An 18,331-nucleotide genomic window follows, 5' to 3' on the forward strand; every position below is an offset into this window, starting at 1 on the left:
GAAAAGTGCGAAGCGGTTTTCCGAAAAAGATCATGCTAAAACAAGAAACTAAAGCGCGATGACGATTCAACGCATCGCGCTTTGGGAAGAACAGCCGGGAGCAGACCCATGGACTCCGCCGAACTCCGCGCAATGCAGGCTCCGATCAAGGAGCGCTACAAGACCGACCCCCAGGCCGCCGTGATCACGCTGAAGGCCAAGGGCTCGATCGACAATGAGAGCATCTCCTGCAAGGTCGAGACCGGCCGCGCGCTCGCGGTCGCCGGCCTGCATCCCGCCACCGGCGGCTCCGGGCTCGAGCTCTGCTCCGGCGACATGCTGCTGGAGGCGCTGGTCGCCTGCGCCGGCGTCACGCTGAAATCGGTCGCGACCGCCGTCGAGGTACCGCTGAAAGTCGGCAATGTCTTCGCCGAAGGCGATCTCGATTTCCGCGGCACGCTCGGCGTTGACAAGGAGGCTCCGGTCGGCTTCCGCGAGATCCGCCTGCGCTTCGACGTCGGCACCGACGCGCCGCAGGACAAGCTCGATCTCTTGCTGAAACTCACCGAGCGCTATTGCGTGGTCTATCAGACCATCAAGAACGGGCCGAAGGTGTCGGTGACGATGGTGAGGGTGTAGCGGCTTTCACCGGCGTCGTCCCGGCGAAAGTCGGGACCCGTACGCCGTGTCCCATCGTTGAAATTCTGCTGTTCGACGGCTTTCGTTCCCCACTAGCGGTCGTGGTTATGGGTCCCGGGTCGCGCTTCGCTCGCCCGGGACGACGGAAAATGTCCCCCGAACTCCAGTTCATCCTGCTCCTCGTGCTGCGCATGGCGGTTGCGGCCGCGTTCGTGGTCAGCGCGTCCATCATCACGGAGCGGTCGGGGCCGGTGATCGGCGCGCTGATCGCAACCCTGCCGATCTCGGCCGGGCCCTCCTACACCTTCCTCGCGTTCGACCATGACGCCACCTTCATCGCCGAGGGCGCTCTGTCGAGCCTGCCGGTCAACGCAGCGACGATCTTCATGGGCCTCACCTATGCGGTACTGGCGCAGCGCTTCAGCATGTGGATCAGCGCGGGCGCCGCAATCGCGTTGTGGCTCGTGCTCGGCACCATCATCCGCCAGTTCGCCTGGACACTGGCCGGCGGGCTGATCCTCAATGCCATCGCCTTTGCGATCTGCATTCCGCTGCTCAAGCCGTATCGGCATGTCGCGAAAATGCCGCTGATCGCGCGGCGCTGGTACGACATTCCCTTGCGCGCCGCGCTGGTCGCGAGCCTGGTCGGCACCGTGGTCACCGCATCGACCTGGGTCGGTCCGCGCGTCACCGGCGTGATCGCGCTGTTTCCGATCGTGTTCTCCTCGATGATGCTGATCCTGCATCCGCGCATCGGCGGCCCCGCCACCGCCGCCGTGCTCGCCAACAGCGCTTGGGGCCTGCTCGGCTTCGGCCTCGGCATCGCGGTGCTGCACGTCGCGGTCGCGCAATTCGGCTCGCCGATTGGGCTCAGCTGCGCGCTCGCCACCTGCGTCGTGTGGAATCTGGTGCTGTGGCAGCTTGGGCGGAGGAAGCGGCTGGCGCACAAAGCCTGACGTCCGTCATTGCGAGGAGCGTAGCGACGAAGCAATCCATGGTTCCGCGTCCGTGGAGCGATGGATTGCTTCGCTTCGCTCGCAATGACAGTGGAGAGTTTTGTAGCCCGGATGGAGCGCAACGCAATCCGGGGCGGTCGTGCAAATGGCGACAGCGGTCCCGGATTTCGCCTCGCTGCATCCGGGCCACAGCTCTACTGCTTCGGCAGTTTCGCCCGCAGCGCGTAGAGCGCATCCAGCGCCTCGCGCGGCGACATCTCGTCGGGGTGCAGAGCCTTTACTGCTTCCAGCAGCAAATCGGCCGCGCTCGGCGGCTTGTCTTCGGCGGCGGCGCGGGAGGGGACGGCGAACAGCGGCAAATCGTCGGCGAGGGCGCGGGCGGTTTGGCCGCGGTCCTGGGCTTCGAGCTTCGCCAGCACCGATTTGGCGCGGGTGATCACCGCGGGCGGCAGGCCGGCAAGCTTGGCGACCTGGATGCCGTAGGAACGGTCGGCGGAGCCCGGCAGCACCTCATGCAGAAACACGACGTCGCCCTGCCACTCCTTGACCCGCACCGTGGCGTTGAACATCCGCGGCAGCTTCGCCGAGAGCGCGGTCAATTCATGATAGTGGGTGGCAAACAGCGTGCGGCAGCGGTTGCTCTCGTGCAGATGCTCGATCGCGGGCCCAGGCGATCGACAGGCCGTCGAAGGTCGCGGTGCCGCGGCCGATCTCGTCGAGGATGACCAGCGACCGCTCGCTCGCCTGGTTCAGGATCACGGCGGTCTCGACCATCTCGACCATGAAGGTCGAGCGTCCCCGCGCCAGGTCGTCGGCGGCGCCGACGCGCGAGAACAGCCGGTCGACGATGCCGAGCCGCGCCCGCGACGCCGGGACGTAAGAGCCGATCTGCGCCAAAAGCGCGATCAGCGCGTTCTGGCGCAGGAAGGTCGATTTACCGGCCATGTTCGGACCGGTGATCAGCCAGAGCTGGCCGGATTTCTGGCCCGGCGCCGGCGACAGGTCGCAGGCATTGGCGATGAACGGCTGGCCGTCGCGCTTCAGCGCCTGCTCGACCACTGGATGCCGTCCGCCCTCGATCGCGAAGCCGAGCGAGCCATCGACATCGGGCCGCACATAATTGTCGTCGATCGCAAGCTTCGCCAGCGAGGTCGCGACGTCGAGCATCGCAAAGGCATGCGCGGCGTTACGCAGATCATCGCTGGCGGCGAGCGCCATCGCGCTCAAGCGTTCGAAGATCTCGAGCTCGAGATTGAGCGCGCGCTCGCCGGCATTGGCGATCTTGGCCTCGGTCTCGCCGAGCTCTGCCGTCGTGAAGCGGACCTGTCCGGCCAGCGTCTGGCGGTGGATGAAGGTTGCATTCAGCGGCGGCGCGAACAGCTTGTCGCCGTGCTGCGCGGTGACCTCGACGAAGTAGCCGAGCACGTTGTTGTGCCGGATCTTCAGCGTCTTGATGCCGGTGTCGTCGGCATAGCGCGCCTGCATCGCGGCGACGACGAGGCGCGAGGCGTCGCGCAGATTGCGGCTCTCGTCGAGCGCGGCCTCATAGCCTTCGCGAACGAAGCCGCCGTCGCGCTTGATCAGCGGCAATTGCTCGGACAGCGCGCGGGAGAATTCCCGCGCCAGATCGCGCGACGGGCGCTGCAAGGCCGCCATCACGGCCGATACCTCGGCCGGCGGATCGGAGAGCTGCGCCAGCAGCTCCAGCGCCTGATCGGCAGCCAGGATGCCGTCGCGCAGGCTCGCGAGATCGCGCGGCCCGCCGCGCCCGACCGAGAGCCGCGCCAGCGCGCGCGACATGTCGGGTGCGGCGCGCAGCACGGTTCGGACGTCCTCGCGCGCCGCGGAATCCGCGACGAATGCGGAGACGGCATCGAGCCGCCGCGCGATCACGGCAACGTCGGTGAGCGGCGCGGCGAGGCGCTGCGCCAAGAGGCGCGAGCCCGCCGCGGTGACGGTGCAATCGATCGCATCGAGCAGCGAGCCGCGGCGTTCACCGGCCAGCGTGCGCGTCAGTTCGAGATTGGCGCGGGTCGCCGGATCGATCGCCATCGTGGTGCCGGCCGCCTCGCGCGCCGGCGGCGACAGCGGCGGACGTTTGCCAACCTGGGTGCGGTCGATATAGGTGACTGCGGCGGCTGCGGCAGTGGCCTCGAGCCGCGACATCGCAGAGAGACCATCCATGGTCGCGACCGCAAAATAGTCGCACAGCCGCCGCTCGGCGGTGGCGCTGTCGAACACGTCGCGGGTCAGCGGCGTCACCGACGGCAGCTCGCGCAAGATCGGCGCCAGCTCATTGTCGCTATACAGCGCGTCGGTGACGATCGCCTCGTTCGGATTGATCCGCGCCAGCGTCGCCGCAAGCTCCGATGTCGCGCACTCCGTCACCATGAATTCGGAGGTCGAGATGTCGATCCAGGCAAGCCCGAGCCGGTCCGCGCCGGCCGAGCCGCGGGCGCGCGCGATCGCGATCAAATAATTGTTGGTGCGGGCGTCGAGCAGCGTGTCTTCGGTCAGGGTGCCCGGCGTCACCAGCCGCACCACGCCGCGGCGGACCACGCTCTTGTTGCCGCGGGCCTTGGCCTCGGCGGGATTTTCGGTCTGCTCGCACACCGCGACGCGATGGCCGGCGCCGATCAGCCGATGCAGGTAATCCTCGGAGCGTTCGACCGGCACACCGCACATCGGGATGTCCATGCCCTGATGCTTGCCGCGCTTGGTCAAGACGATGCCGAGCGTCTTCGAGGCGATCTCGGCATCCTCGAAGAACAGCTCGTAGAAATCGCCCATCCGGTAGAACAGCAGCAGGCCGGGGTGGGCGGCCTTGATCTCGAGATACTGCTCCATCATCGGCGTGACGCGCGACGGCGCCTCGGCGGCAGGAGCGGCCTCGGGCGGAACAGGGATGGGCTGTTGGATGGTCATCAGAGCGTTTTCGAGAGAAGTGGGCACCGGTTCGCGTGAAGAAAACGCGTCCAAACAAGAATCTGGAGCCCTAGGCTCCAGACGGCGGAAACTACAGAATTTCGCTGCGCGGTCCTATCCGTGACAAGGGGGTTTTCCACCCTCTCCACGGCCCGAGATATGACAAGTCATCACGGCAATGCGCTGATGCCACGCGGCGGCGTCAATTGACCTGCCGCGGGCACGCTCCTAAAACTGCCCTCAAGTTCCAGCCGATCCAGCGCCTAAGTCGCGGCATTCAGGGAGAGATTCAATGCGTGATGTGTTTATTTGCGATGCCGTCCGGACCCCGATCGGCCGTTTCGGGGGTTCGCTTGCCAAGGTGCGCGCCGACGATCTCGCCGCCGCCCCGATCAAGGCGCTGATGGCCAAGCACCCGACGATCAACTGGAACGAGGTCGACGAGGTCTATTTCGGTTGCGCCAACCAGGCCGGCGAGGACAACCGCAACGTCGCGCGCATGGCGCTGCTGCTCGCCGGCATGCCGGAGTCGGTTCCCGGCCAGACCCTGAACCGGCTCTGCGCGTCGGGCCTCGATGCGGTCGGCGCCGCAGGCCGCGCCATCCGCGCCGGCGAGATCGACTTCGCGATCGCAGGCGGCGTCGAATCGATGACGCGCGCGCCGTTCGTGATGGGCAAGGCGGCCGAAGCCTTCTCGCGCTCGTCGGAGATCTACGACACCACGATCGGCTGGCGCTTCATCAATCCCCTGATGAAGGCGCAGTACGGCGTCGATGCGATGCCGGAGACCGGCGAGAACGTCGCCGAGGAATTCCAGGTCTCGCGCGCCGATCAGGATGCGATGGCGATCCGCTCGCAGCAGCGCGCGGGTGCTGCGATCGCGTCGGGCTATTTCGCCGAGGAGATCATCCCGGTTCAGGTGCCCGGCGGCAAGGCCGGCCCCATCACCGTCGACAAGGATGAGCATCCGCGTCCCGAAACCACGCTCGAAGGACTGGCAAAACTGAAGCCGATCGTGCGCAACCCGGGCACGGTGACCGCGGGCAACGCGTCGGGTGTTAATGACGGCGCCGCCGCGATGATCCTCGCGTCCGAAGCCGCGGTGAAGAAGCACGGCCTGACCCCGCGCGCAAAGATCCTCGGCCTCGCCTCGGCCGCGGTGCCGCCGCGCATCATGGGCATCGGGCCGGTGCCGGCGACCAGGAAGCTGGTCGAGCGTCTCGGCATCAAGGTGTCGGACTTCGACCTGATCGAGCTCAACGAGGCCTTCGCCTCGCAGGGCATCGCCTGCCTGCGCCAGCTCGGCGTCAAGGAAGATGCCGATTTCGTCAATCCGCATGGCGGCGCGATCGCGCTCGGCCATCCGCTCGGCATGAGCGGCGCGCGGCTGGTGCTGACCGCCGTGCACGGCATGGAGAAGCGGGGCGGGAAGCTTGCCTTGGCAACTATGTGCGTCGGAGTCGGCCAGGGCGTTGCGGTCGCGATCGAAAAAATGAATTGATCCAATGGCTTGGAGGGGTTGAAAACAACCCTTCCCCAATTTGGTTATGCATTATAATGATCTGATGTGAGCCCGCCGGGCGCGTGGGCCGCGGAGGAATTCGCCATGACCTTGTTGTATCCGCTGCAATCGCTCGCAGCCCATCCGGCGCGGCTGTCGCCGGATTATCGCTCGACTGTGAAGCGTTCGCCCTTGAGGCCGCTGATCCCGATGCGGCACACGCTCTCGGAGCTGACCGGTCCGGTCTATGGCCATGAGACCGTGCGCGCGCACGATAACGATCTCACCATCCAGGCCAAGGGCGAGCCGCTCGGCGAGCGCATCATCGTGCATGGTCATGTGCTCGACGAGGACGGCCGCGGCGTGCCGAACACGCTGGTCGAGCTGTGGCAGGCCAATGCCTGCGGCCGCTATATCCACGTGGTCGACCAGCATCCGGCGCCGCTCGATCCGAACTTCACCGGCGCCGGCCGCACGCAATCCGATGCATCCGGCTATTACAAGTTCATCACCATCAAGCCCGGCGCCTATCCCTGGGGCAATCACCACAATGCGTGGCGGCCCGCGCATATCCACTTCTCTGTGTTCGGCCATTCCTTCATTTCGCGTCTCGTGACCCAAATGTATTTCCCCGGCGATCCCTTGTTCCCGTTCGATCCGATCTTCAACTCGGTGACCGACGCAAAGGCGCGGGCGCGGATGATCTCGTCGTTCGATCTCGAGAACACCCAGCCGGAATGGGCGCTGTGCTACCGTTTCGATATCGTGCTGCGCGGGCGCAACGCCACGCCGATGGAGACCAAGTAAGTGTCGAACCCGCGTCCTGATGGAATCACGCCCTCGCAGACCGTCGGCCCCTATTTCAAATACGGTCTGACGCCGAACGGCGAATATGAATGGAACGACGCCTTCACCAACAACCTCCTGACGCCGGACGTCTCGGGCGAGCGCATCCGCGTCGAGGGCAAGGTCTATGACGGCGACGGCGCCGTGATCCCGGATTGCATGCTGGAGATCTGGCAGGCAGACAGCCAAGGCCGCTTTTCCGATCCGCAGGACACGCGCGCACTGCCGAACTCAAGCTTCAAGGGTTTCGGCCGCGTCGGCACTGACAAGAGCGGCGCTTACGCGTTCGAGACCATCAAGCCCGGTGTGGTGCCGGATGCCGACGGCAAGCCGCAGGCCCCGCACATCCTGCTCGCGGTATTCGCGCGCGGCATGCTGCTGCATCTCTACACGCGGATCTATTTCGACGACGAGGCCGGCAACGCCACCGATTCCGTGCTGGCGCTGGTGCCGGCCGATCGCCGCGCGACGCTGATTGCGAAGAAGGCCGGTGCGGGCAACGTCTACACATTCGACGTCCACCTGCAGGGCGATAACGAGACGGTGTTCTTCGACGTCTAGCTCGGCCGGCGGTCTGCCGCTGTGCGCCGTGAGCGGCGCGCAAATCCCGCATTGAAAAGACGGCCCATCCGCTGCGCGCCTTCGCCGCAGCGGATTTCGCTTGACCGTGCGCATCTGGTTATATAATAAATTGGTTATATAACAGATGCGAGATAAAGCATGGTCAACCTCGACGCCGCCTTTTCCGCGCTCGCCGACCCGACCCGCCGGGCGATCCTGGCGCGTCTCGCGTTGGGCGAAGCCACCGTGATGGAGCTGGTCGAGCCGTTCGAGCTGACCCAGCCCGCGATCTCCCGGCATCTCAAGGTGCTCGAAGGGGCGGGCCTGATCGCGCGGCGGATCGAAGGCACCAAGCGGCCATGCCGGCTTGCGCCCACGGCGGTCGCCGAGATCGATCAATGGCTCGGCATGCTGCGCCGCGCGCTGGAAACCAATTACGACCGGCTGGACGGAGTGCTGGCCGCCATGAAGCCTGAAAAGTGAAGGGTATACCCATGAGCAAGTTGACGCTGCAGACCGAAGGCGACCGTTATGTCGTCGTGACCAGGCGCTTCGTCGCGCCGCCCGAGGCGGTGTATCGCGCGCATACCGAGCCGGAGCTGTTGCAGAAGTGGCTGCTCGGTCCCGATGGCTGGACCATGCCGGTCTGCATCAGCGAGCTCAGGCCCGGCGGCAGGATCCGCTACGAATGGACCGACGGCAAAGGCGGCGGCTTTCATCTGACCGGCGAATATGTCGCGCTCGAACCGTTCAGCCGCATCGTGCATGTCGAGCGCATGCATCTGCCGGATCCGACGCCGGACAATCATGTCGAGACGCGATTTGCGCCCGACGGTGCGGGCACCCTGATGACCATGCGGATGACGCTGCCGGATGCCGCGACGCGTGCGGCGATGCTCGCGACCGGGATGGAGCATGGCATGGAAGACAGCTATGCTCGGCTCGACCGCATGAGCTGAGCACTGCCGACGTGAGGGACAATGCGCGACCGTTTCCTGACCGGCCTGATCGGGTATCCGATCGCGCATTCGGCGGCGCGTGCGATGCACGAGCAAGCGGCCGCCGCGCTCGGCGTCCGCTGTCACTACCAGCTGATCGAGGTGAAGGGCGCCGGGCGTGACGATCTGCGTGCGATGCTCGAGGGCGTCAGGCGGCTCGGCTTTGCCGGCGTCAACGTCACCTTTCCCTACAAGGAGGCGGTGGTCGATCTCGTCGATGAGCTCGCGCCGGATGCGCGTGCGATTGGCGCGGTCAACAGCATCGTTGTCAGTGGTGCGCGTCTCGTCGGCCACAACACCGACGCGACCGGATTTGCGCGTGCGATCGAACCGCTGCTCGCGACCGCGCCGCGCGGCCCGATCGCGCTGATCGGGGCCGGCGGCGTCGGCAAGGCGATCGCTTTCGCCCTCGCGGGGCTCGGCGTTCCCGAGTTGCGCATTGTCGATGCCGATGCCGCCAAGGCCGCGCAACTCGCGGGCCAGTTGGCCGATCGTCATGCGGTGCACGCCGTCAGCGTCGAGGCCGCGGTGCAAAGTGCCGCCGGTCTCGTCAATGCAACGCCGGTCGGCATGCTGCCGAGCCGCGGCACGCCGGTGCCGGATGCGCTGCTGCATCCGTCAATGTGGGTCGCCGACGCCATCTACACGCCGCTCTGGACGCCGCTGCTGACCGCCGCAAAGGCCAAAGGCGCCAGTGTTCTGACCGGCCGCGACCTCGCGATCAACGCATCGGCCGATGCGTTCAAGCTGTTCACGGGACTGGAGCCACCGCATGATGCGATGGCAAATGCGTTCGACGCCGTGATGGCCGCGCGCTACGCTGCGCCGGCCTGAAGGGCGGAGACACATAATGACAAAAATCAGGATCGGTCTGGCCGGCTGCGGCTTCGTGTCGGAGCTGCATATGGTCGCGTATCGGCGGGTTTATGGCGTCGATGTCGAGGTGAGGGCGGTCGCGGCGCGCGGCGATCATGTCAATGAGTTCGCCCGCAAGCATGAAATCCCGAACGCCTATCGCAGCTTCGCCGAGCTGGTCGCCGACCGCGAGCTCGACGTGATCGACATCTGCACGCCGCCGAACCTGCACGCCGCGATGATCGTCGAGGCCATGCAGGCCGGCAAGCACGTGATCTGCGAAAAGCCGTTCAGCGGCTATTTCGGGCAGCCGGGCGACAAGGCGCCGATCGGCAGGCATGTCTCGAAAGCGCTGATGTATCAGCGTGTGATGGAGGAGATGGAGGCAACGCGCGCCGCGATCGAAAAGACCGGCAGGCTGTTCATGTATGCCGAGGACTGGATCTATGCGCCCGCGGTGACCAAGACCGCGGAGATCGTCCGCGCGACCGGCGACAAGATCCTGTTCATGAAGGGCGAGGAGAGCCATTCCGGCTCGCATGCGGCGCACGCCGCGCAATGGGCGATGACCGGCGGCGGCTCGCTGATCCGGATGGGCTGCCATCCGTTGTCGGCCGTGCTCTATCTCAAGCAGGTCGAGGCCCGCGCGCGCGGCGAGACCATCAAGGTTGCGAGCGTCACCTGCGACGTCGGCAATGTCACGGCCAGTCTGAAGCCGGAGCAGCGCGCCTATATCAAGGCCAACCCGGTCGACGTCGAGGACTGGGGCACGCTGACCGTCACCTTCTCCGACGGCACCAAGGCCACGGTGTTCTCCGGCGACATGATCATGGGCGGCGTGCGCAACCTGATCGAGACCTATACGAGCGGTGGCTCGCTGTTCGCCAACATCACGCCGAACACGCATCTGACGAGCTACCAGACCTCAGAAGAGAAGCTCGCCAGCGTCTACATCACCGAGAAGGTCGACCGCAAAACCGGCTGGCAATATGTCTGCCTCGAGGAAGAATGGACCCGCGGCTATCTGCAGGAGATCCAGGATTTCATGGAATGCGTTGCGACCGGGCGGCAGCCGCTCGCCGATCTTGCGCTGGCGTATGAGACGACGAAGGTGAACTACGCCGGCTATTGGGCCGCAGATGAGGGGCGGCGGGTCGTGCTGTAGGATGGCGGGCAATAGCGAGATTACTCTCTCGCGCGTGCCACGCTCGCGCCGTCATCCTGAGGAGCGCGGAACGCGCGTCTCGAAGGATGTACGGCCCGGCCGGTGGCCGTCGATCCTTCGAGACGCCCGCGAGTGCGGGCTCCTCAGGATGACGGGGATGGTTGCCAACCAGCCGCGACAAGAATCAACCCTAAGCCCCGTATACCGAACCCTTCGGCAACGGGAACACCGGATCTTGCGTCCGGATATTGGTCGGCCACACCACGGTGATGCGCTCGCCGGCGTTCTGCATCACCACGGGGGTCGAGCGCTCGTTCTGGCCCGACATCGGCGTACCCGGCGGATAGAATTTCACGCCATAGCCCTGGATGGTGCCGCCCGGCGGGATGTCGACGTCGAGCGCGGCCTTGCGGATCGCTTCGGGATCGAAGCCGCCATATTTCTCCTTGGCGACCGGCAGCACGTTGTTGAGCAGGACCCAGGTCTGGTTGAAGCCCATCGAGCAGTGCGGCGGCACCTCGGTGGCGCTGGTCTTCTCGCGGTAGCGCGCGACCATCACCTTGGTGAGATCGCCGACCCCCGGCGCCAGCTTGGCCGGATCGAGCAGCTGCGCCGGCACCGGGTCGATGTTGCAGAAATTGTCGATGTCGGCGCCGAAGGTGGTGCGCAGCTTGTCGAGCTGGCTGTAGCCGGCGCCGGCGCCGAACAGCATCTTGAACCTCAGCCCGCTCTCGCGCGCCTGGCGCAGGAACAGCGTGATGTCGGGATTGTAGCCGGCATGTGAGATGATGTCGGCTTTGGCGCGCTTCAGCTTGGTCACCAGCACCGAGAGGTCGGGCGCGGAGGCCGAATAGCCTTCCTTGAGCACGACCTGCAACCCGGCCTCCTTGGCGAAGGTTTCGTCGGCGGCGGCGACGCCGACGCCGTAGGGGCCGTCCTCATGGATCAGCGCGACCTTGACGTCCTTCGGCTCCATGCCGAGCTTGGCCTTGGCGTGCTCGGCGAGGAAGCCGCCAAAGGCCTGGCCGTACTGGTCGGAATGGATCTGGGCGCGGAACACGTATTGCAGGTTCTTGTCCTTGAACACGGCGGTCGAGACCGCGGTCGTGATCCACAGGATGCGCTTCTGCTGCTCGACCTTGGCGGCGAGCGGCACCGCGTGCGAGCTCGCGAACACGCCGTTGAGGATGTCGACCTTCTCCTGGTCGATCAGCCGATTGGCCTCGTTGATCGCGACGTCAGGCTTGCTCTGGGAATCCACGTTGACCGGCGCGATCTTGTATTTGCCGCCGACGCCGCCCTTCTCGTTGACGAGATCGATCGCGATCTGGGTACCGATCGAGGAGGCGACCGAGCCGCCGGCGGCGAACGGGCCGGTCAGATCGTAGATCACGCCGATCCGGACCGTCTCGGCCTGCGCCTGCGCGCGTGTCCAATCGAAGCTGAAAGCAGCGGCGGCAGCCGCTGAAGTCTTCAGCAGCGTCCTGCGTGAAGTCGGCATCGCGTCCTCCCCTGAAACCGTCGATTGTGTGACGGGTGTTTCTTGCTTTTCGCGGAGTATTGGGAGGAGAGGTCGGAATGTCAACGCGATTGGGGCTGCGGTGCCTTGCGCTTTGGTCGAGGTCAGCCACATCAACACTGTCGTCGCCCGGCTTGACCGGGCGACCCAGTATTCCAGAGACAGCAGTGCTTGAGCCGATAAGCCGCGGCGTACTGGATCGCCCGGTCAAGCCGGGCGATGACACCGATAAAGCGGTTAGGCGCGCGCCATCGGGCACAGAGACGTTGAAACCTACTCCATCACCGCGGCGTGATCCGACGGCGCCGATTGCGTGCGCAGCGTGGCCTTGGTCGAGCCGATCATCAGCGCGAGCGGGATCGACACCAGGATGAAGATCATCACCAGCTGGTAGTCGTGCGAGAACGCGATGATCTGCGACTGCGCCGCCACCATCCGGTCGGCCATCGCGCGGCCGGCATCGGTGTTGAGGTTGATCATCCCGGACACGTCGGGCATCTGCAGCGCGTGGTTGAACGGATTGATCTGCTCCGACAGCTTGGCGTAGATCCGCCGCGAGCCCTCGGTGAGCTGCGCGATCACGATCGAGATGCCGACCGAGCTCGCGACGTTGCGCAGCAGCGTCAGCATCGAGGTGCCGTCGGTGCGCAGCTGGCCCGGCAGCGTCAGGAACGCGACCGTCGACAGCGGCACGAACACCAGGCCGAAGCCAAAGCCCTGGATCACGCTGACGACGATGATTTCGGTCGCCTGCGTCATGTCGGTCCAGCCGGTCATCTGGAACAGCGATGCTGCGGTCAGTCCCAGCCCGGAGATGATCAGCGTGCGCGCCTCGATATAGCGCATCAGGCGGCCGACCAGCATCATCGCAACGAACGTGCCGAAGCCGCGGCTCGCCAGCAGCAAGCCGGCGGTGATGATCGGATAGCCGACCACGTTCTGCAAGTAAGGCGAGGACAGCGCCATGGTCGAATACAGCACGAGGCCCATCACAGTCATGAACACGCAGCCGCCGAGGAAGTTCTTGTCCTTGAACAGCGCGAACTGGATGAACGGCCGGCTGGTGGTCAGCGAATGGGCGAAGAAATAGTAGAAGCCGATCGCCGAGACGATGAACTCGATCATGATCTCGTTGGATTCCAGCCAGCCAAGCTGCTCGCCACGATCGAGCGCGAGCTGCAGCGAGCCGATCGCGATCGCGAGTGCGCCGAAGCCGAACCAGTCGAAGCGCAGATTGAGGTCCTGCTTGGTCTCGTCCATGAACACCGCAAGGCCTACCACGGTGATCGCGCCGAACGGCAAATTGACGAAGAACACCCAATGCCAGGAATAGGTCTCGGTCAGCCACGCGCCCAATGACGGCCCCATGATCGGGCCCATCATCACGCCCATGCCCCAGATCGACATTGCCTTCGCCCGCTCATGCAATGCGTAGGAGTCGAGCATCACCGCCTGCGACAGCGGCACCAGGGCGGCGCCGAACACGCCCTGCAACAGGCGGAACAGGACCATCTGGTTGATGTCCTGCGCCAGGCCGCACAGCACGGATGCAATGGTGAAGCCGGCCGAGCAGATGATGAAGATGCGCTTGCGGCCATAGCGGTTGGCGATCCAGCCCACCGGCGCGGTCATGATCGCAGCGGCGACGATGTAGGAGGTCAAGACCCAGTTGATCTGGTCCTGCGAGGCCGACAGCGAGCCCTGCATATAGGGCAGCGCGACGTTGGCGATCGTGGTGTCGAGCGCCTGCATGATCGTCGCGGTCATTGCGCAGATCGTCACCATGTTCCGGCGCATGCCGGGCACGGCGGATGGTGACGGTGCATTCATTCGCGTCTTAGTCCTGGTGATCCGGGTGCGCCGAGGCCGAGCCCAGCCCGAGCAGGCCGGCCAGCGAGCGGCGGTGGTTGGTGTCGATCGTGGCGTAGACGCTCATGCCGGCCTTCAGCTTCTTCACGAACGGATCGTTCTCGTCGAAATAGATCCGCACCGGCACGCGCTGCACCACCTTGACGAAATTGCCGGTGGCGTTCTGCGGCGGCAGGATCGCGAACTGCGCGCCAGTGCCGGGCGACAGCGAGCCGATCTTGCCCTTGAACTGATGGTTCGGGAACGCGTCCACATCGAGCTCGACCGGCTGGCCGACTGCGACATAGGTGAAGTCGCTTTCCTTCGGATTGGCGTCGACCCAGGGATGGTCGACGTCGATTACCGAGAACACTGGTGCGCCGGCGGTGACGAAGCGGCCGAGCTGGATCTGGTCGACCTGGGTCGCGACGCCGTCCATCGGCGCGCGCAGCACGGTGTGATCGAGGTTGCGCTGGGCGTCGTCGAGCTTGGCCTTGGCCTGGGCATACGGGGGGAACTGCTCGATCGGCAGGTCGACATCACCGAGCAGCTGCGTCTTGTCCTTCGAAATCTGCTGCTTGATGTATTGCGCCAGGCTCTCGGCGGTCACCTGCGCGTTGGCGGCGTTGTCGAGGTCGAGCTGCGAGCCGAAATTCTGCTTGGCAAGCGTCGACTTGCGCTCGACGTCGCGCTTCTTCAGTTCGACGCTCTGCTGGGCGAAGTCCAGCATCCTGGTGTTGATCTTGATGTTGTCGACCAGCGTGTCATAGGTGGTTTTGGTCTGGTCGAGCGCGGCCTTGGCCTGCGCGACCGCGAGGCGGAACGGCACCGGATCGATCTCGAACAGCTCGTCGCCCTTCTTGACGTGCTGGCCTTCCTTGACGACGATCTTGTCGATCTTGCCGGAGATTTCCGGGGTGATCAGCACCTTCTGCGCGCCGACATAGGCGTCGTCGGTGCCGACATAGCGGCCGCCATTGAGATAGAACACGATGCCGCCGATCGCGGCTACGGTCGGCAGCACGACGAGCAGCAGCATGCGGCGATAGCGCCGCAGGCCGGCCATCAGGCGGCGGCGCGGCGCGCGGCTGGCTTTTCCTGCCGGCGCGGGCTCGCCCGGATTGCTCTTCTGCTCGGGAGCCAGCTTGAGGACGGGTTCAGCCATAGCGCTGTTCCTTTCGGGAGGGCTCGCCGGCTGGGCTTTGGATGGCATCGCGAACGTTTTCCTTGATCGATTCCAGTTGAGTGAGCAGGCGATGCGCGTCGGCCGGGCTGATGCCCTCGAGCGCGGTCGCGGTGATTTCGGAACGGAGGCCGGCGAGCTTGCCGAGCAGCGGGCGGGCGGCCTTCTTCAGATAGAGGCGGTTGACGCGGCGGTCGGTCTCGTCGCTGCGGCGTTCGATCCAGCCATTGTCGCAGAGCTTGTCGATCAGCCGCGTCAATGTGATCGGCTGCATCTCGAGCAGCTCGGCGAGCTCGGTCTGCTTCAATCCCTCCTGGCGTTCCACCTTGGACAGGACGGCCCATTGCGCGCGGGTGATGCCGTAGCGCGCGGCCTCCTTGTCGGCATAGACGCGGATCAGGCGGAACAATTCGCCCAGCGTAAACATGAACTCCGTGTCCACGGAACCGCGCATCGATCCTACCTCCATAAGCTTGGCATATAATAAGCTTGCTTATGATTTCTGCACGTCGGGTTAACGGAGGGCTGCTCCGCATTGCGGGCATGGCTGCATGGCGGCGGGGTATTGGGTGGGCCGGGCTATGGGATCGGGCGCGAAAATGCTACATATCGGGCAATGAGCCTGGCCAAGCCGACATTTCCCGCCCCCGACCACGATCATGGCCGTTGCGCCGCCGACGCGATGGCGCATGCCGAGCAGGTGTGTGCGCGCCGCGGCCAGAAATTCACCCCGATCCGGCGTCAGGTGCTGCAGGCGCTGCTGTCGAGCCATCGTCCGCTCGGCGCCTATGAGGTGATCGACGAGCTGGCCAAGACGATGCCGCGGCCGGCACCGATTACCGTCTATCGCGCGCTCGACTTCCTGATGGAGAACGGCCTCGTCCACCGCATCGAGAGCCGCAACGCCTTCCTCGCCTGCGCCCACGACCATGACGAGGCCTCGATGGTGGCGTTCCTGATCTGCGACCATTGCGGCTCGGTCGGCGAGATTCCCGCCGCCCCCGTCGCGCAAAGCCTGACCGCGGCGGCACGGGCCTCGGGGTTCATCCCGAAGCTCTCCGTGGTCGAGATCGCCGGCACCTGCGCGCATTGCCAGAAATGATTGTCTTCCCCCGTCATTGCGAGGAGCGAAGCGACGAAGCAATCCATGCTTCGGCAAGTGGCGAAATGGATTGCTTCGCTCCGCTCGCAATGACGGTTCCAGCGACGCGCGAATACTGACAACAACGCGGCAGCAAGCCGGCCCGCGAGGAAACATGTCGACCCAAGCGATCACAGCCCACGTCACGAGGCCCGTCAGCATCGGCCACGGGCTGCCGCCCGGCGCCATCGCGGTGATGCTGATGCTGTGCGTGAGCTGGGGTTTCAACCAGCTCGCGGTCAAGCTGGCGCTGCCCGACGTGCCGCCGATGCTGCAGGCGATGATCCGGTCCGCCGGCGCGCTGCCGGTGATGCTGATTGTCGGTCATCTGCGCGGTGTGAAGTTCTTCGAACGCGACGGCACGCTGGTCCCCGGCATCATCGCAGGCCTGATGTTCGGCTGCGAGTTCGTGCTGATCTTCACCGGCCTCGTCTTCACCTCGGCCTCGCGCGCGTCGGTGTTCCTCTACACCGCGCCGTTCTTCGTCGCGCTCGGCTCGCACCAGTTCCTCGGCGAGCGCCTCTCCACCGTGCAATGGAGCGGCCTTGCGCTGAGCTTTGCCGGCGTCGCGCTCGCGATCGGCGTGCCGCAACCCAATGTCGACGCCAAGGTACTGCTCGGCGATCTCATGGTGGTCGGCGGCGGCGCGCTGTGGGCGGCGACCACGCTGGTTGCCAAGGGCACGCGCCTGCGCAACGCCGCGCCGGAAAAGGCGCTCGGCTACCAGGTCGCGATCTCGATCCCGATCCTCGGCTTCGCCGCCTGGATCGCCGGCGAGCGCATCGCGCATGTGCCGAGCGCGCTGTCGCTCTCGCTGCTCGCCTATCAGGCGGTCTGGGTGGTGGGCTGCACTTTCGTGATCTGGTTTGCGATGGTGAAGACCTATTCGGCCAGCAAGCTGTCGGCCTTCACCTTCATCACGCCGCTGTTCGGCGTCGTCGCGGCGTATTTCATCATGCACGACACGCTGACGCCGGTGTTCGGCGTCGCCGCGCTGCTCGTGATCGCCGGGCTCTATCTCGTCAACAAGCCCGACCCGAAGGTGACGCCGGACCCGAACGTGCCGGCGTGACCACCCGTCATTCCGGGGCTCGCGAAGCGAGAGCCCGGAATCCATTGGACCGCATAACGCGCGGACGAATGGATTCCGGGCTCGTGCTTCGCACGCCCCGGAATGACGGATGGAGCGATGTGCGCTTCGCCAGGACGACGAAGGAGGAGGCATGGCGCCCCGTCCACTACCCCCTCTCGATCGGCAATTCCGCATCCTTCGCCCATTCGCCCATCGAGCCGTCATAGAGCGTGAGATTGTCGTAGCCGAGCCGATGCAGCTGGAACAGGTCGATGGTGGCGGAGATGCCGCCGCCGCAATAGGCGACGATGCGCTTGTCTTTCGTGATGCCTTGGGCAGCGAAGGTCGCCTCGGCTTCCTCAAGCGGCACGAACGTCTTGTCCTTCGGATCGATCAGGCTTGCCGCCGGCACGCTGACGCTGCCGGGGATGCGGCCCGGCCTGCCGTAACGGCTCGGCTCCAGCCCCTTGTAGAATTGCGGGCCGAGCGCGTTGACAATGACGGTGTCGGCTTCGGTGGTGGCGGCGAGCACGTCATGCTTGTCGACGAACATGCCCTGCTTCGGCCGCGCCGCAAACGCGGCCTGCGGATATCCGCCGGCAAGCCCGGTCTCGATGTCGCGGCCCTCGGCGGTCCATTTGTCGATGCCGCCGTCGAGCACGGCGGCGCCCTCGAAGCCGAGCGAGCGCAGCATCCACCAGAATCGCGTCGCCCACATCGCGGTGCCGATCGAATACAGCACCACGCGGCTGCCGGCCGAGATGCCGTGGCGGCCGAACGCGGCCTCGAGCTGAGCTCGCGGCGGCATCATGAAGCGCAGGTCGGTATGGGCGTCGGAGAATTCGGCCTGCAAATCGAGGAAATTCGCGCCCGGAATATGCCCGGCCTCGAAGGTCTGGCGGCCCGAGACCACGACATAGGGAATATTGCTGCCGGCGGGGGCCGGCTCCAGATAGGTGGTGCAGTCGAACAGCCGCAGATCGGGCCGGGTCAGGATCTCGGCAAGTTCCGCCGTGCTGATCAGTTCGCTATGATCGGCCATGTCACGTCCTCCCGGCATGTCTTAACGGGATGCTAAGATGCGCCGGATCACATGAAAAGCTGTCACTTTGCCCTTTGATTCACCCCAATTCGGCCCAATAT

The 18,331-nt window shown here is 65.3% G+C and carries 16 protein-coding genes and 1 pseudogene; 11 read left to right on the forward strand and 6 right to left on the reverse strand.

The window, feature by feature from the left end:
* The first annotated feature begins 108 nt into the window (after positions 1–108).
* Both ACVMB0_RS09535 and ACVMB0_RS09540 read left to right on the forward strand, forming a co-directional pair.
* Positions 109–618, forward strand: a complete 510-nt coding sequence (locus ACVMB0_RS09535; protein WP_461346049.1) for an OsmC family protein — start codon at positions 109–111, stop codon at positions 616–618.
* Between the two features lie 149 nt (positions 619–767).
* Positions 768–1,574, forward strand: a complete 807-nt coding sequence (locus ACVMB0_RS09540) for a hypothetical protein (RefSeq protein ID WP_461346050.1) — start codon at positions 768–770, stop codon at positions 1,572–1,574.
* 194 nt (positions 1,575–1,768) lie between these two features.
* Here the strand turns inward: ACVMB0_RS09540 and mutS are convergent.
* Positions 1,769–4,499 (reverse strand): annotated as a pseudogene (gene mutS / locus ACVMB0_RS09545) (DNA mismatch repair protein MutS).
* 292 nt (positions 4,500–4,791) lie between these two features.
* On the opposite strand from mutS, the gene pcaF reads away from it, so the two are divergent.
* The 7 genes from pcaF to ACVMB0_RS09580 all read left to right on the forward strand — a co-directional run bounded on the left by pcaF (position 4,792) and on the right by ACVMB0_RS09580 (position 10,425).
* Positions 4,792–6,000: a 3-oxoadipyl-CoA thiolase gene (gene pcaF, locus ACVMB0_RS09550; RefSeq protein WP_461346051.1), complete on the forward strand. Its 1,209-nt coding sequence runs from the start codon at positions 4,792–4,794 to the stop codon at positions 5,998–6,000.
* Between the two features lie 105 nt (positions 6,001–6,105).
* The gene (gene pcaH, locus ACVMB0_RS09555) at positions 6,106–6,807 is read left to right on the forward strand and encodes a protocatechuate 3,4-dioxygenase subunit beta (protein WP_461346052.1); all 702 of its coding nucleotides are present in this window, start codon (positions 6,106–6,108) and stop codon (positions 6,805–6,807) included.
* Positions 6,808–7,407: a protocatechuate 3,4-dioxygenase subunit alpha gene (gene pcaG, locus ACVMB0_RS09560; RefSeq protein ID WP_461346053.1), complete on the forward strand. Its 600-nt coding sequence runs from the start codon at positions 6,808–6,810 to the stop codon at positions 7,405–7,407.
* Between the two features lie 159 nt (positions 7,408–7,566).
* Positions 7,567–7,890: an ArsR/SmtB family transcription factor gene (locus ACVMB0_RS09565; RefSeq protein ID WP_461346054.1), complete on the forward strand. Its 324-nt coding sequence runs from the start codon at positions 7,567–7,569 to the stop codon at positions 7,888–7,890.
* A gap of 11 nt (positions 7,891–7,901) precedes the next feature.
* Positions 7,902–8,366 carry an SRPBCC domain-containing protein gene (locus ACVMB0_RS09570; protein ID WP_461346055.1) on the forward strand — a complete coding sequence of 155 codons (465 nt, stop codon included), beginning with the start codon at positions 7,902–7,904 and terminating at the stop codon, positions 8,364–8,366.
* 21 nt (positions 8,367–8,387) lie between these two features.
* Positions 8,388–9,239, forward strand: a complete 852-nt coding sequence (locus ACVMB0_RS09575; protein WP_461346056.1) for a shikimate dehydrogenase — start codon at positions 8,388–8,390, stop codon at positions 9,237–9,239.
* Between the two features lie 16 nt (positions 9,240–9,255).
* Positions 9,256–10,425, forward strand: a complete 1,170-nt coding sequence (locus ACVMB0_RS09580) for a Gfo/Idh/MocA family protein (protein WP_461346057.1) — start codon at positions 9,256–9,258, stop codon at positions 10,423–10,425.
* Between the two features lie 190 nt (positions 10,426–10,615).
* Here the strand turns inward: ACVMB0_RS09580 and ACVMB0_RS09585 are convergent, their stop codons facing one another.
* From ACVMB0_RS09585 to ACVMB0_RS09600, 4 genes are all read right to left on the reverse strand, one after another.
* A complete protein-coding gene (locus ACVMB0_RS09585) occupies positions 10,616–11,926 on the reverse strand; it encodes an ABC transporter substrate-binding protein (protein WP_461346058.1) in 1,311 nt (436 codons plus the stop codon).
* Between the two features lie 291 nt (positions 11,927–12,217).
* Positions 12,218–13,774, reverse strand: a complete 1,557-nt coding sequence (locus ACVMB0_RS09590; RefSeq protein WP_456751035.1) for an MDR family MFS transporter — start codon at positions 13,772–13,774, stop codon at positions 12,218–12,220.
* A gap of 7 nt (positions 13,775–13,781) precedes the next feature.
* A complete protein-coding gene (locus tag ACVMB0_RS09595) occupies positions 13,782–14,957 on the reverse strand; it encodes an HlyD family secretion protein (protein ID WP_456751034.1) in 1,176 nt (391 codons plus the stop codon).
* Entirely contained in the window at positions 14,950–15,429 is a 480-nt protein-coding gene (locus tag ACVMB0_RS09600; protein ID WP_456751033.1) for a MarR family winged helix-turn-helix transcriptional regulator, read from the reverse strand. Before ACVMB0_RS09600 ends, ACVMB0_RS09595 begins: the two co-directional genes overlap by 8 nt.
* Before the next feature lie 162 nt (positions 15,430–15,591).
* On the opposite strand from ACVMB0_RS09600, the gene ACVMB0_RS09605 reads away from it, so the two are divergent.
* Positions 15,592–16,077 (forward strand): Fur family transcriptional regulator, encoded by a 486-nt coding sequence (locus ACVMB0_RS09605; protein WP_212021650.1) that lies wholly within the window; start codon positions 15,592–15,594, stop codon positions 16,075–16,077.
* A gap of 235 nt (positions 16,078–16,312) precedes the next feature.
* The gene (locus ACVMB0_RS09610) at positions 16,313–17,188 is read left to right on the forward strand and encodes a DMT family transporter (protein ID WP_461349626.1); all 876 of its coding nucleotides are present in this window, start codon (positions 16,313–16,315) and stop codon (positions 17,186–17,188) included.
* A 166-nt stretch (positions 17,189–17,354) separates the two neighbouring features.
* Here ACVMB0_RS09610 and ACVMB0_RS09615 read toward each other — a convergent pair whose 3' ends face one another.
* The gene (locus ACVMB0_RS09615; RefSeq protein ID WP_461346059.1) at positions 17,355–18,230 is read right to left on the reverse strand and encodes a sulfurtransferase; all 876 of its coding nucleotides are present in this window, start codon (positions 18,228–18,230) and stop codon (positions 17,355–17,357) included.
* Between the last annotated feature and the right edge of the window lie 101 nt (positions 18,231–18,331).

Source organism: Bradyrhizobium sp. USDA 4451 (genome assembly GCF_054822585.1).